The organism is Burkholderia cepacia (assembly GCF_029962485.1).
Lineage (GTDB): Bacteria > Pseudomonadota > Gammaproteobacteria > Burkholderiales > Burkholderiaceae > Burkholderia.
The window spans coordinates 2758563-2773436 of record NZ_CP073637.1; the positions used below are offsets into that span (position 1 = coordinate 2758563).

The 14874-nt window shown below is 67.7% G+C and carries 11 protein-coding genes; 6 read left to right on the top strand and 5 right to left on the bottom strand.

What is annotated here, in order from left to right; translation table 11 throughout:
* Nucleotides 1-56: 56 nt before the first annotated feature.
* The 3 genes from dcd to apbC form a co-directional block, all read right to left on the bottom strand.
* A complete protein-coding gene (gene dcd, locus KEC55_RS12855; RefSeq protein WP_006398615.1) occupies nucleotides 57-626 on the bottom strand; it encodes a dCTP deaminase in 570 nt (189 codons plus the stop codon).
* 112 nt (nucleotides 627-738) lie between these two features.
* Nucleotides 739-1275, bottom strand: a complete 537-nt coding sequence (sodC, locus tag KEC55_RS12860) for a superoxide dismutase [Cu-Zn] (RefSeq protein ID WP_282505760.1) — start codon at nucleotides 1273-1275, stop codon at nucleotides 739-741.
* A 133-nt stretch (nucleotides 1276-1408) separates the two neighbouring features.
* On the bottom strand, nucleotides 1409-2500 hold the full coding sequence (apbC, locus tag KEC55_RS12865) for an iron-sulfur cluster carrier protein ApbC (RefSeq protein WP_282505761.1): 1092 nt from the start codon (nucleotides 2498-2500) through the stop codon (nucleotides 1409-1411).
* 351 nt (nucleotides 2501-2851) lie between these two features.
* Between apbC and KEC55_RS12870 the strand changes: the two genes are divergently transcribed.
* Together KEC55_RS12870 and metG are read left to right on the top strand one after the other, a co-directional pair.
* Nucleotides 2852-3496 (top strand): OmpA family protein, encoded by a 645-nt coding sequence (locus tag KEC55_RS12870; protein ID WP_282505762.1) that lies wholly within the window; start codon nucleotides 2852-2854, stop codon nucleotides 3494-3496.
* Between the two features lie 376 nt (nucleotides 3497-3872).
* The gene (metG, locus tag KEC55_RS12875) at nucleotides 3873-6029 is read left to right on the top strand and encodes a methionine--tRNA ligase (RefSeq protein ID WP_282505763.1); all 2157 of its coding nucleotides are present in this window, start codon (nucleotides 3873-3875) and stop codon (nucleotides 6027-6029) included.
* A 57-nt stretch (nucleotides 6030-6086) separates the two neighbouring features.
* Here metG and KEC55_RS12880 read toward each other — a convergent pair whose 3' ends face one another.
* Nucleotides 6087-10160, bottom strand: coding sequence for a translocation/assembly module TamB domain-containing protein (locus KEC55_RS12880; RefSeq protein WP_282505764.1), 4074 nt, complete (start codon nucleotides 10158-10160; stop codon nucleotides 6087-6089).
* A 28-nt stretch (nucleotides 10161-10188) separates the two neighbouring features.
* Entirely contained in the window at nucleotides 10189-12003 is a 1815-nt protein-coding gene (locus tag KEC55_RS12885; protein ID WP_282505765.1) for an autotransporter assembly complex protein TamA, read from the bottom strand.
* A 247-nt stretch (nucleotides 12004-12250) separates the two neighbouring features.
* Between KEC55_RS12885 and KEC55_RS12890 the strand changes: the two genes are divergently transcribed.
* The 4 genes from KEC55_RS12890 (at nucleotide 12251) to panD (ending at nucleotide 14854) form a co-directional block, all read left to right on the top strand.
* Nucleotides 12251-12439, top strand: coding sequence for a DUF3460 family protein (locus tag KEC55_RS12890; protein WP_034178757.1), 189 nt, complete (start codon nucleotides 12251-12253; stop codon nucleotides 12437-12439).
* 4 nt (nucleotides 12440-12443) lie between these two features.
* Nucleotides 12444-13316, top strand: coding sequence for a segregation and condensation protein A (locus KEC55_RS12895; RefSeq protein WP_176050634.1), 873 nt, complete (start codon nucleotides 12444-12446; stop codon nucleotides 13314-13316).
* Between the two features lie 266 nt (nucleotides 13317-13582).
* Nucleotides 13583-14422: a pantoate--beta-alanine ligase gene (gene panC, locus KEC55_RS12900; RefSeq protein WP_282505766.1), complete on the top strand. Its 840-nt coding sequence runs from the start codon at nucleotides 13583-13585 to the stop codon at nucleotides 14420-14422.
* A 45-nt stretch (nucleotides 14423-14467) separates the two neighbouring features.
* The gene (gene panD, locus KEC55_RS12905) at nucleotides 14468-14854 is read left to right on the top strand and encodes an aspartate 1-decarboxylase (protein WP_011545962.1); all 387 of its coding nucleotides are present in this window, start codon (nucleotides 14468-14470) and stop codon (nucleotides 14852-14854) included.
* Nucleotides 14855-14874: the final 20 nt, after the last annotated feature.

A 14874-nucleotide genomic window follows, 5' to 3' on the forward strand; every position in this document is an offset into this window, starting at 1 on the left:
GCGGCGCGTCACGCGCAGCGGTCACCCGGAAACTGGTGAGACGTTATGCAACCAGATCAGGTTTTCGGCAGCGTGACACCGCGCTGCCCCTGATACTTGCCGCCGCGATCGGCGTACGACACGTCGCACACTTCGTCGCTCTCGAAGAAGAGCACCTGGGCGACGCCTTCGTTCGCGTAGATCTTCGCGGGCAACGGCGTGGTGTTCGAGAATTCCAGCGTGACGTAGCCTTCCCATTCGGGTTCGAACGGCGTCACGTTGACGATGATCCCGCAGCGCGCATAGGTCGACTTGCCGAGGCAGACGGTCAACACGGTGCGCGGGATGCGGAAATATTCGACGGTGCGGGCCAGCGCGAACGAATTCGGCGGGATGATGCACACGTCGCCCTTGAAATCGACAAACGAACCCTCGTCGAAGTTCTTCGGATCGACGATCGTCGAGTTGATGTTCGTGAAGATCTTGAATTCGTCCGCGCAGCGGATGTCGTAGCCGTAGCTCGACGTGCCGTAGCTGACGATCCGGCGGCCGTCCTCGGACGCGCGAACCTGATCGGGCACGAACGGCTCGATCATTTTGTGCTCTTCGGCCATGCGCCGAATCCATTTGTCGGACTTGATACTCATATCGGGGCGCCAGGAAACGCTGCGTGACGGAAAACGAAAGCCGCCGATACAAGGCGGCGGCCGGGAAAGGCGGACATTTTACGCGATCATCGGCCGGCGCACGCGGCGGCCGTCAACGGATCACGCCGCAGGCCAGCGCGGGCCCCGCGCCATGCTGCGGAAACGCGGGATCGCTCGGTTCGCGGTGCACCAGCACCGCGCGGTTCATCGCCGAGCGCACGCCATCGAGGGCCAGATCGGGGGCAACGATGAAGCCGGCCGCGACGCCGTTCGCGTCCGCATGGATGTTGCCGAGATCGCCGGCGACGCGCGCACCCGCGCGCAGGCGGTCGGCGGCCGGCGCGAACACCTGGCCGGCGCTCGAACCGTCCCCCGCGTTGCAGTCGCCGCGCTCGTGCACCTGCAGCGCATGATCGCTGTTCGGTGGCAGACCGGCCAGGTTGTAGGTGACCTGGACGCCGTCCGGGCGCTCGACGAACGTGACCGCGCCACGCGCCTGCGCGCCGACCGTCGGCTGCAGTTGTGCGTCGGCCCGTTTTTCGTGCGACGAGGAAAAGGAGGTACAGCCGGCCAGCAGGCCCAGCGCGGCGGCGGCCAGCAGCGCGCGCTGCGCGCGGCCGGCGCGCACGCCGTGATGTCGTTGTTTCATTCGATCCTCATGCCGGCTGGCGGTCGTTTGACACGACGGCCGCGCCGGGCGGGTAAAGGGACCCGGGAAAAGTCGCCATGATACCGCGCCTCGTGGCGCCGTAAACAGCGTAAGGGCCCGCCCCGCAAGGGTTTTACGTATTTTGAACAACGATCGACGGGAACTTCGACGTCATGTCGCGCGATCGCTCGGCAATCGCCAGCGCCACGCCGCGCGCGATCTCGCGGTAGCGGCGCGCCAGCGCGCCTTCGGAATCGGCCGCCACCGTCGGCGTGCCGCTGTCGGCGCGCTCGCGGATCGCGATGTCGAGCGGCAGGCTGCCGAGCACGTTCACGCCGTAATCCTTCGCCATCCGCTCGGCGCCGCCGGCGCCGAAGATGTGCTCTTCGTGGCCGCAGTTCGAGCAGATGTGGATGCTCATGTTTTCGACGATACCGAGGATCGGAATCCCGACCTTCTCGAACATCTTCAGGCCCTTCTTCGCGTCGAGCAGCGCGATGTCCTGCGGCGTCGTGACGATCACGGCGCCGGTGACGGGCACGCGCTGCGCGAGCGTGAGCTGGATGTCGCCGGTACCGGGCGGCATGTCGACGATCAGGTAGTCGAGTTCGCGCCAGTTGGTCTGGCGCAGCAGCTGTTCGAGCGCGGAGGTCGCCATCGGGCCGCGCCACACCATCGGGTTGTCTTCCTCGATCAGGAAGCCGATCGAGTTCGCCTGCAGCCCGTGGCCGACCAGCGGGTTCATCGACTGGTTGTCCGGCGACTCGGGGCGCTGGCCGTGGATACCGAGCATCGTCGGCAGCGACGGGCCGTAGATGTCGGCGTCGAGGATGCCGACCGACGCGCCTTCCGCGGCGAGCGCGAGCGCGAGGTTCACGGCCGTCGTGCTCTTGCCGACGCCGCCCTTGCCCGATGCGACCGCGACGATGTTCTTCACGTTCGGCAGCAGCTTCACGCCGCGCTGCACCGTGTGCGCGACGATCTCCTGCGACACGGCGACGCGCGCGTCGCGCACGCCCGGCACGGCCTGGAGCGCCGCGGTGACGCGCGCGCGCACGTCGTCGTGCTGGCTGCGCGCGGGATAACCGAGCACCACGTCGAGCGCCACGACATCGCCGTCGATCGCGACGTTGCGTACGCCCTTGTTCGCCGCGTACGGGCGGCCGGTATTGGGGTCGACGACTGCCGCCAGTGCGGCGTCGACTTGTGCCCGGTCAATGCTCATCGAAACTCCATGAAAACGTTTTTCTCGCGCGCAAACGTCAAAAAATATCAAATTACGCTGCGAAAATCGGGAAAAGTGAAAGAATCTGTTGCACGCCATTGCGCGAACGCGCGACCCGGCGCAATCTTCGCGTGCGGCATGCTATGGGGCCAAATCGGCCACTTACCGCCTATATTGTAGAGGCTGACGCGTCGCCCTGTCCGAACAGCCACGCTGACGGACAGGGCATGCGGCCACCTCGGCGGCTGCCGCGAGCGCAGGCCTGCCCTCCTTTTTCGGGCGGCCCACGCAGGGAGCCGTAACTGTTGTTGTCGTCGTTGTCGACTCGTTCAACCAAGAGAGGAATCCAAGATGAACATGAAAATCGCGACCCGCTTGTCCGTCTTCGCATTGGCCGGCGCACTGCTGGCAGGCTGCGCCACGCAGCAAGGCAACAATACGGCCGTCGGTACCGGCACGGGTGCGGCGCTGGGCGCAGGTATCGGCGCGCTGGCGGGCGGCGGCAAGGGCGCGGCGATCGGCGCAGGTGTCGGCGCACTGGTCGGCGGCGTGACGGGCTACAACTGGCAGGCGATCAAGAACAAGCTCGCGCCGTCGGCAGCGAAGACGGGCACGCAGGTCACCGAACAGCCGGACGGCTCGCTGAAGCTGAACGTGCCGAGCTCGGTCACGTTCGCGACGAACCAGTACGCGATCACGCCGGCCTTCACGCCGCTGCTGAACGACCTGGCCACGACGCTGAACCAGAACCCGCAAGTCACGGCTTCGATCGTCGGCTACACCGACAGCACGGGTTCGGCGCAGCTGAACCAGACGCTGTCGCAGAACCGCGCGCAAAGCGTCGTGAACGCACTCGCCCAGCGCGGCGTGAACGGCGGCCGCCTGTCGGCACAAGGCATGGGCGCATCGAACCCGATCGCGGACAACGCGAGCGAAGCCGGCCGCGCACAGAACCGCCGCGTCGAAATCTACCTGCGCGCAGCGCAGGCGCAGTAAGCACACGACGAGGAGAATGCGCGGGCAGGCTGCCCGCGCAGCCCCGCCGGACAACGCGTCCGGCGGGGCCGGTAACAAATCGAAAATATTTTCGAACTTCTGTCGCAGGCCGCGGTCAGTATTTACGGTACGCGGCTGGTGTTGCCGGCGCGTCACCATTCTCCTCTTGTCGTTGTTGCTCCGGGGCCGTATCCGCCCCGGTTTTTTTTGCCTGCAGAATTCGTGCTGCACCGCAGCACAACACTACCGGGTACGCTACCTGCGCGGCCCCGCCTCCTCCGGCGCGCGGTCCGCGGCGCCCGCTCGCATCGCTGACGTGCGCCCCTGCTAGAATCGCACTTTCCCGTCGTTTTTCCGCAGTTCCTCTACAGACCCTATGTCCGCATCCGACCTCACTTCCGTGCAGGCTGCGGCGCCGCAAGGCGACCGCCAGATCCTCGTAACGTCCGCACTGCCCTATGCCAACGGGCAGATCCACATCGGCCACCTGGTCGAGTACATCCAGACCGACATCTGGGTGCGGACGCTGCGAATGCATGGCCATGAGGTCTACTACATCGGCGCCGACGACACGCACGGCACGCCGATCATGCTGCGCGCGGAGAAGGAAGGCCTGACTCCGAAGCAGCTGATCGATCGCGTGTGGACCGAACACAAGCGCGACTTCGACAGCTTCGGCGTGTCGTTCGACAACTTCTACTCGACCGATTCGGACGAGAACCGCGTGCTGAGCGAGAAGATCTACCTCGCGCTGCAGGACGCCGGCCTGATCGCCGAACGCGAGATCGAGCAGGCATACGACCCGGTCAAGGAAATGTTCCTGCCGGACCGCTTCATCAAGGGCGAGTGCCCGAAGTGCCACGCGAAGGATCAATACGGCGACAACTGCGAAGTGTGCGGTTCGACCTACCTGCCGACCGAACTGCTGAACCCGTATTCGGTCGTGTCGGGCGCGACGCCGGTGCGCAAGACGTCGAAGCACTACTTCTTCCGCCTGTCCGATCCGCGCTGCGAATCGTTCCTGCGCGAATGGGTGAGCGGCCTCGCGCAGCCCGAAGCGACCAACAAGATGCGCGAATGGCTCGGCGACGCCGGCGAAGCCAAGCTCGCCGACTGGGACATCTCGCGTGACGCGCCGTACTTCGGCTTCGAGATCCCGGGCGCGCCCGGCAAGTATTTCTACGTGTGGCTCGACGCGCCGGTCGGCTACTACGCGAGCTTCAAGAACCTGTGCGACCGCAACGGCATCGACTTCGATGCGTGGATCCGCCCGGGCACGAAGGCCGAGCAGTACCACTTCATCGGCAAGGACATCCTGTACTTCCACACGCTGTTCTGGCCCGCGATGCTCGAGTTCTCGGGCCACCGCACGCCGACCAACGTGTTCGCGCACGGCTTCCTGACGGTCGACGGCGCGAAGATGTCGAAGTCGCGCGGCACGTTCATCACCGCGCAGAGCTACATCGACACGGGCCTGAACCCCGAATGGCTGCGCTACTACTTCGCCGCGAAGCTGAACGCGACGATGGAAGACATCGACCTGAACCTCGACGATTTCCAGGCGCGCGTGAACAGCGACCTCGTCGGCAAGTACGTGAACATCGCGAGCCGCGCGGCCGGCTTCCTGATCAAGCGTTTCGACGGCCGCGTGCAGGACAGTGCGATGAACCACCCGCTCGTCGCGAAGCTGCGCGATGCGATTCCGCAGATCGCCGCGCACTACGAAGCACGCGAATACAGCCGCGCGCTGCGCCAGACGATGGAGCTTGCGGACGAAGTGAACGCGTACGTCGACGGCGCAAAGCCGTGGGATCTCGCGAAGGATCCGGCCAACGCGGTCGCGCTGCATGAAACCTGCAGCGTGAGCCTCGAGTCGTTCCGCCTGCTGTCGCTCGCGCTGAAGCCGGTGATGCCGCGTGTCGCCGAAGCCGTCGAGGCGTTCTTCGGGATCGCGCCGCTCGCGTGGGCCGATGCCGCGAAGCCGCTGTCGTCGGAACAGCCGATCAAGGCGTACCAGCACCTGATGACGCGCGTCGACGCGAAGCAGATCGAGGCGCTGCTCGCCGCGAACCGCGATTCGCTGCAGGCCGAGGCCACCGGTGCGGCCGCCGCGAGCGCCAACGCCGCGAAGGACGCAAAGAACAACGCGAAGGCGAACGCGAAGCAGGCGGTTGTGAACGGCGCCGACGACGCACCGATCTCGATCGACGATTTCGCGAAGATCGACCTGCGCATCGCGAAGATCGTCGCGTGCCAGGCGGTCGAAGGCTCGGACAAGCTGCTGCAGCTCACGCTCGACGTCGGCGAGGAAAAGACCCGCAATGTGTTCTCGGGCATCAAGTCCGCGTACCAGCCCGAAGAGCTCGTCGGCAAGCTGACGGTGATGGTCGCGAACCTCGCGCCGCGCAAGATGAAGTTCGGCCTGTCCGAAGGGATGGTGCTCGCGGCGTCGGCCACCGACGAGAAGGCGGAACCGGGCCTCTACATCCTCGAGCCGCACAGCGGCGCGAAGCCCGGCATGCGCGTGAAGTAAGCCGAACACGCTGCCGCTGGCGAAAAAAAGCCCCGCACGAGTCGTGCGGGGCTTTTTTCATGGCTGCTCGGTACGCCGCGTACGCGCGGCGTCGCTGCCGAACCACCGGTCGAAACGCCGCGTGTAGTTCAGGTCGACGCCCTGGAACGTGCCGCCGTACGCGGACACCGACCAGAAGCGCGTCAGGTTGATCGTCGCCTTGAACGCGTTGGCCGCCGATTGCAGCCCCTGCTCGAAACCGAGCACGAACCGCTCGTTGATCGCCTTCGACACCAGCACGACCTGCGGATCGGTCAGGCCGACTTCGCTGCGGCCGACCGACACCTCGTCGAGACCGAAGGTCTGCGCGACGCGCTTGCCGGTCACGCTGCCGAGCAGCCCGAGCGCCGCCGTCATCGCCCCCTGCTGGCCGACGTTGTTGCCCTGGTCGGTGCCGTGCCCGAACAGCAGCCACGACAGCTTTTCGTTGTCCGTGACGTTCGGCTCCGACACGAGCTTGACCGTCAGCGACTGGATCGTGCCCGTCACCTGCACGCCGGCCTCGACCTCCTGGTTGCGCCGCATCGCGAGGATGTTGACGCCCGGGTTCGACACCGGGCCGTTGAACGTGAAGAAGCCGTTCTCGATCGCGAGCTTGCGGCCGAACGAGGTGTACGTCGACCCTTCGGTCACGCGCACGTTGCCGACCGCGCGCAGCGGCACGCCCGGCGCGCTCATCACGGTGATCGTGCCGCGCAGCCCGAGATCGGCGCCGTGCCCCTTGAAGCGGAAGTTGTTGCCAAGGCCGATGTCGATGTTCGCGCGCGGCGCGAGCGACGGCGCCGGCTTGTCCTCGACCGGCTTCGGCTTCGCGATCGCGGTGCCGGTCGGCGTCTCGCCGCGCACCGTGCCGTCCGGCTGCACGATCACGACGTCGTCCGACAGGTGCGGCGCCGATTCCTCGGGCAGGTCGAACAACGCGCGGTCGACCACGAACTTGCCGTCGATCGACAGCGCGCCCCGCGGCCCGTCATTCGCGACGGTTGCCTTGCCCGACAGCGACAGCTTGCGGTCCGGCGCCGCGAACAGTTCGAGCTTGTCCGCGACGATGCTCGCGGTCAGGTCGGGCGCCTCGCCGTCGAGGCGCACGCGGCCGAGCGCGCGCAGCGTGCCGTCGCCGCCGTGGAACTCGACCTGCTGGAATTCGACCAGATTGTCCGACAGCTTCACGCGCACGATGCCATCCTTCAGCTGTACGCCCTGGTCGATGAGCGTCGCGGACAAATCGTCGCCCGTCAGCATCCCCGACAGGTTCGGCTTCACCGGCGTGCCGGCGACCGTCAGCTTCAGCGCCGCACGTCCGCCAAGGAGATAGCTCGGCCCGAACAGGTTGCCGGTCGTCTTCAGTGCCGGAATGTCGGCGTCGATGCGGCCCGACAGCGGACCGTCGTTGACGACACCGAACACGCCGTCGTGCAACGCAAACGGCACCGTGACGTTCGCGTCGAGCGTGCCGATCCGGCTCGCCTTCGCGAGCGCCGTCACGTTGAGCCGGTTGCCGGGCGTGAAGCTCGCGCGCGCGGACAGGTCGGTCAACCCGAGCGACGCGATGCCGCGCCCGCTCTCGATCGTCACGTCGCCGCCGCGGCGCTTCACCTGCACGTAGCCCGTCGCGTTCGCGCCGAGCGAGAAATCCCAGTCGGCGTCGAGCACGACGTCGGTCCGCATCGGCGGGCGCTGGCCCGTCAGTTCCTGGCGAACTTCGAGGAGACGCGCGACCGACGCGCCGCTCACCGAGCCCGCCGAGCGCATCTGGCCGTGATCGAACACGAACGACTTCAGGTCGATCGCCGCGCCTTCGAGCGTGAGGCGCGTCGCGCCGAGTGTCACGCGGCCGGCGCCGGCCGACACCGTCAGCGGCGCCTGCAGCGCGACGGCCGGCGTGCCGCGATTCGCCAGACGCGTGACGGTACCGTCCCAGCGCATTCCGTCGCGGTTCTCGACCACGCCGCCGTTCGCCGCGAGCGTCAGGTCGATCACGCGGCCGCCGGCCATCCCGAGCGCCGACGCGTCGAGCGTGTGCTTCGCGCGCGTGCCGTCGAGGTTCGCGCGCAGCGATTTCAGCTTCAGCGAGCCGAGCGCGATATCGGACGCGTCGGCCGTGAACACGAGCGCGCCGTGCGCGCCGTCGCGGATATCCGCGCGGCCTTGCGCGGCGCCGATCCGGTTCGAGCCGACGACGACGTGCTCGGCCTTGTAGGTGGCCGTCACATTCGGATGCGCGAAGCTGCCCGTCAGGTCGCCCTGCGCCTGCACGAGCCCTTCGACGCCGAAGCCGAGCCGGTCGAGCTGCGGCGCATCGATCACGAAGCGAAGCCGGTCGCCGGGCGCGCCGAAGCTGCCGCGCAGGTCGACGTGGTTGCCCGCGATCGACAGGGTCGCATTGCTCGGCAGGATCCGCGAACCGGCGAGCTGCACGACGCCGGCGCCGGTCAGCGGCACACCGTCGTACAGGCTGTCGCCGAGCTTGAAGGTCGCCTTCGTCGAAACCTGCGGCGCGAACGCGCCCGACGCCGTCAGCGTGCCCGACACGCGCGTCTCGCCATGCGTGGCGGGCGCCTTGGCCACCTTGGCAGGCGCCTTGCCGCCGCCGGCCTTCGGTGCGCTCAGCGCGGCGAGGAGCAGCGGATCGAACGCTGTCAGCGTTGCCTTCGCGTCGTAGCTCGAATGCGCGTCGTGACGGAACACGCCCGTCAGGTCGATACGCCCCTTGCCTGCCGTCACGCGCGCGTCGGTCAACACGGTCTGCTGCGGCGTCAGCGCGACTTTCGCGCGTGCGCCGAGCGCGAGCTTCGGGTCGTTCAGGTTGAAGTCGACGGTCGTGACGTCGCCCGCGAGCGTCACGCCGAGCGGGCCGCCGAGACGCATCGGCCGCAACTCGGCGACAAACGCGTTCAGGTCGAGGTTCGCGACCTTCAGGTCGAAGCGGCCCTTGCCCCCCTTCAGCGTGCCGTTGCCCGTCACGCTGCCGTCGCGGATCAGTTTCAGCGCGAGATCGTCGATCCGCTGCGCGTGCGCGTCGAGATGCACGTTCGCATGCGCGTCGATTACCGGCAGCAGGTGGTCGCCGAGCGTGCCGGGCTTCGCGTTGACGATCGACACCGGGCCCGTCACCGCGAACCCCTTCGCGGGCGCCGAGCCGGCCGGCGCGGTCACGGGTGCGAGCTCCGCCCGCACCGCGAGATCGGCCGCCGGCGCCCCAGGCGAAAGCGCCTGCGGGTTCACGTGGTCGAACGCGAGCGACGCGCGCGTGAGCGGCACCGCGCCGAACGGCGCGGCCTCGACGTGCGCGCGCCCGTTCAGCTTCATACCGCTCGCGTTGACGTCGGCGACGAGCGCCTCGAGCGAACCCGACACGCTGGCCCGCGCGTCGACCGGCTCGTCCGACAGCTTGCCCGCGTAGGTGGCTTCGCCGGTCAGCGCGAACGGCTTCACGCCGTCAAGCTTCGCGCGCGCGGTCAGCGCGCCGTACGGCGTATCAACGCCGTCGAGCACGAGTTCATGGTGACGGCCGTCGCTGCGGCCGTTCAGCGCGATGTGGTCGAGCTGAGTCGTCGAGCCGCCGTCGTGGATCGCGAGGCGATCGACGCGCAGGTCGTCGATCCGCAGCTGCAGCGGCAGGCTCAGGTCCTGCGGCGTGGTGCTCGGCGTCGACGGCCCCGGCGCGACCCGCACGTCGATCGTGCCCGCGCGAAGATAGGCGATCGACAGCCGCCACGGCGCACGGGTCAGCGCCCAGCGGCCGTCGATCCGGTCGATCCGGACCTCGGTGCCCGAGCCGTCGGGGCTCGTCCATGCGAAGCCGCGCAGCCGCACGCCGGTCGCGAGCGAGCCGCCTTCGAGCGTGCCCGCGAGCCGTGTGCCGAGCACGTGCCCGGCCACCTGCCACGCGAGCCGCGTGCCGCGCTCCGTCGTCACCGCGCCCACCACGAGCGCCGCCGCCAGCACGACGAGCAGCACGACCGCCGCGAGCGTCCACGCGACGACGCGCACCGCCCGGCCGCGGCGCGGCGCGCGCGGCGGCGTGTCGGGCGCGCCGTCGGGCGAGTCCGGATCGTGAGGCGGCTGCGTGTCGTTCGGGTCCTTCGTCATGCGGTTCGTCGTCGATGAAGCGGTACGGTCAGAAAGCGATGCCGAGCGTCAGGTACGGGCGCACGCTATGGTTGCGCAACCCGTACGCGACGTCGACGTTGATCGGGCCGACGGGGCTGCGCCAGCGCGCGCCGACACCGACGCCCGGGTAGAACACGCGCTCGCCCCACGCATCGGTCGCGGTGCCGATGTCGAAGAACGTCGCGGCGCCCCAGTCGCGGTTGAACCAGTGCTGGTATTCGGCGGTGCCCGTCATCAGGTATTTGGTCGGCAACACGGAGCCGTCGACACTGTTGCCGATGCTCTGGTAGCCGTAGCCGCGCACCGAGTTCGAGCCGCCCGCGCGGAACAGCAGCGACGCCGGCACGCCGTTCGAGCTGCCGCCCGTGAACACGCCGCCGAGCTCCGCGCGGAACACGAACAGGTCGCGCTTGCCGATCGGCAGGTACTGCTGGCCACGCGCGTAGCCGCGAACGAAGGTCTGGTCGGTCGCCACGCCCTTGATCGCGAAGCCGGCCTCCGCGTGAATCAGGTTGCCCGAACGCGGGAACAGCGGATCGTCGACGTTGCGGCGCGTCCACGCCCACTGCGGCACCAGCGCGCGGCTCGTGGTCGGCCCCGCGCCGTTCTGGTCGAGCCGGTCCTGGTAGTACATCAGCGAATACGAATAGTCGATGAACTGACCCGTGCGCGTGCGCTGCACACCGACCCGCGCGCTGTAGATGCGCGTGTCCGACACGTTGGTGTTCGTATAGGACGCCAGCACGCTGTTGGTCCAGCCCTTCTCGCCCGGCGGCATCGACAGCTGGACCTGCCCGTACTGCTGAATCTGGTCGAGCCGGCCCGACACCGTCAGCGGCCACGCGGCGCCGAACGTGTCGAGATACGTATAGGAGCCCTGCACGTGCGGCCCCGTATCGGTGGCGAAGCCGACGCCGCCGCGGATGTTGTTGTACGGGAACTCGCTGACCTTCACGTGCACGGGCGTGCGCTCGGGCTTCGCCGTATCGTCGCCGACGTCGATCGCGACGCTCGCGTAATAAGGCGTGTTCTGCAACTGCCGCTGCAGCTCGGTGATCCGCTGCACGTCGTAGATCTCGCCTTCCGACAGCGGATTGACGTTCGTGACGATCTTCTCCGGATAACGACGCACGCCGTCGACGTCGACCTTGCCGATCGTGAAGGTCGGGCCGCTCTCGAACGTGACGGCGAGCGTCGCACGCTGCGTACGCGGATCGATGCGCGCCTCGGACGACGCGATCTTCGCGCCGAGATAACGACGCGACTGCAGCTGCCTGAGCGCCGCGCCCTTCGCACCGTCCCAGTCGGACTGCGTGAACGGATCGCCGGGCTTCAGCGAGAACGCGAAACGCGTCGCGGCCTCCTGCTTCGGATCCTCGGTGTCGATGGGCCCCTTGAACGTCAGGTCGACCGTCGACACGAAGGTCTGCTTCCCCGGATCGACCGCGATGCGCACGTCGCGCTTGCCGTCGCGCGTGCGCACGTCGGTACGCACGACCGGCGAGAAATAGCCGGCCGTCGCGGTCAGGTCGCGCACCTGCTGCGGCGTGGCGGTCACGAGGAAGTCGAACTGGTCGTCGCTGATGTCGTCGCGCTTCGCGAAGCGCGCGATATCGAGATGCGACTTGAGGAGCTTGCGGATCGAGCGCGGCGCGTCGATGTCGACGTCGTACTTCGCATGGGCCGGCAGCGCGAAGCACGCGGCGAGGCACCCGGCGAGGGTCGCCCGTGCGATGCCGGCCGCGGCGCCGGCGCGACTGCGTGCCGCGCGCGGGCCCGCGTCGTGCGCCATGGGTGCTTGCTGGTTCGACTGCCCCGCCAAATATGACCTCGCCGTCCTGGATTGTTACGGTTTCGTGGAAAACCCTGTATTTGACCACAGCGCGCGAGCGTCAAAGCCAAACGATTGTGAAAGACTGCTAGGCCCGCCACGGCCGCCGCGCCATGCGCTCCGGCGCCGCCCCGCGGATTCGACGCGCGATTGGCGCCGGCTGTTCCCCGCGATGCGGTAAAATCCCGCCATCGCGAATCCGGCGCATCGTGCGCCGCCCGAAACGGAAGATCCAGCCATGCCGTACCAGTCCGACGTCACGCAGTTCCTGAACCAGCTCAAGCAGCAGAAGCCGACGCTCGAGGAAGAGCAGCGCAAGGGCCGTTCCCTGCTGTGGGACAAGCAGCCGATCGATCTCGAAGAGCGCGCCGACCAGCAGGAATCGCGCGTGAAGCAAACGTCGTACGTCTACTACCAGAACTTCTGACGACGTGAGCGCCGCCGACGAGGCCAGCGCCGCCCGGCAGGACGACGCGATCGCCGCGCCCGCGGGCGCCGATTCGACGCCCGACACGGTCGACGGTGTCGCGGCGTTCGCTCGCCTGTACGGCGAACCGCTCTTCAAGCTGCCGCAGGACCTGTACATCCCGCCCGATGCGCTCGAGATTTTCCTCGAAACGTTCGAAGGCCCGCTCGACCTGCTGCTGTACCTGATCCGCAAGCAGAATTTCAACGTGCTCGACATCCCGATGGCGCAGGTCACCGCGCAGTATCTGGGCTACGTCGACCAGATCCGCACGACGAACCTCGAGCTGGCGGCCGAGTACCTGCTGATGGCCGCGATGCTGATCGAGATCAAGTCGCGGATGCTGCTGCCGGTCAAGAAGGCCGACACCGGCGAGGAAGCGGAAGATCCGCGCGCCGAACTCGTGCGTCGCCTGCTCGAGTACGAGCAGATGAAGCTCGCCGCGCAGCGGCTCGACCAGTTGCCGCAGCTCGGCCGCGACTTCCTGCGCGCCGACGTCTACATCGAGCAGAGCATCACGCCGCGCTTCCCCGACGTGAACTCGGACGACCTGCGCGCCGCGTGGGCCGACGTGCTCAAGCGCGCGAAGCTCGTCCAGCATCACAAGATCTCCCGCGAGGAGCTGTCGGTGCGCGAACACATGAGCCTGATCCTGCGCCGGCTGCAGAACGCGCGCTTCATGGAGTTCGCCGACCTGTTCGACACGTCGCGCGGCGTGCCGGTCGTCGTCGTGAACTTCATCGCGATGCTCGAACTCGCGCGCGAATCGCTCGTCGAGATCACACAGCCCGAACCGTTCGCGCCGATCTACGTGCGCCTCGCGTACCTGCCCGCGTAACACCCGCCCTCGCCGCTTCCCGTTCCCCGCTTCATCCCGATACCGGCGCTCGCCGCTTCGCCGCGGCGGCTGGTCGTCCGGCGGGTTTCCGGCACGCCCCGATAAAAAGCGAACGATCGTTCTTTTATCGATGCGTCCGGCGGCCAAATCCTCTACAATCCGCCGACGCCCGATGCGCCGCCCGCGCGCCGGCGTTCTCCGCTTCGACCCCGACGCCGCTGTTGCGGCGCCAACGCGCGCATGCGCGAGGAACCCGCTACCCGATCATGAAAGTCATCAGCTCGATCCATGAACTGCGCGACCAGCTGCGCGGACAGAACCGCACGGCGTTCGTGCCGACGATGGGCAACCTGCACGAAGGGCACCTGTCGCTGATGCGCCTCGCGCGCCAGCACGGCGACCCGGTCGTGACGAGCATCTTCGTCAACCGGCTGCAATTCGGCCCGAGCGAGGATTTCGACAAGTACCCGCGCACGCTGCAGGACGATATCGAGAAGCTGCAAAAGGAAAACGTCTACGTGCTGTTCGCGCCGACCGAGCGCGACATGTACCCGGAGCCGCAGGAATACCGCGTGCTGCCGCCGGATGACCTCGGCGGCATTCTCGAAGGTGAATTCCGGCCCGGCTTCTTCGCCGGCGTGTGCACGGTCGTCACGAAGCTGATGTCCTGCGTGCAGCCGCGCGTCGCCGTGTTCGGCAAGAAGGATTACCAGCAGCTGATGATCGTGCGCCGGATGTGCCAGCAGCTTGCGCTGCCGGTCGAGATCATCGCGGCCGAAACCGTGCGCGACGAGGACGGCCTCGCGCTGTCGTCGCGCAACCGCTACCTGACGACCGACGAGCGCAAGGAAGCGCCCGAACTCGCGAAAACGCTGCAGCGCGTGCGCGACAGCGTGCTCGGCGGCGAACGCGACCTCGGCAAGCTCGAGCAGCACGCGCGCACGCACCTGGCCGAGCGCGGCTGGGCGCCCGACTACATCGCGATCCGCCGCCGCGCGAACCTGATCGCACCGAGTGCCGCCGAACTCGAAGCCGGCGAGCCGCTCGTCGTGCTCGCGGCCGCGAAGCTCGGCGCGACGCGCCTCATCGACAACCTGGAAATCTGACGGGCCGCCCCGCCCGCGCCTCTCACGACGCATCACGGAGACACCATGCAGCGCCACATGCTCAAATCGAAGATCCACCGCGCGGCAGTCACGCACTGCGAGCTGCACTACGAAGGCTCGTGCGCGATCGACGAAGACCTGCTCGAAGCGGCGGGCCTCATCGAAAACGAACGGATCGACATCTGGAACATCAACAACGGCGAGCGCTTCTCGACGTACGCAATCAAGGGCGAGCGCGGCAGCGGGATGATCTCGCTGAACGGCTCGGCCGCGCGCCGCGCGCAGCTCGGCGACCTCGTGATCATCGCGGCGTTCGCGATGGTCGACGAAGCCGAACTGCAGGCCGGCTGGAAGCCGAAGCTCGTGTTCATCGACGACGGCAACAAGATCAAGGGCCACCGCGATCACGTACCGACGCAGAACTGGACGTAAGCCGGCTGCCGCTTACGCAC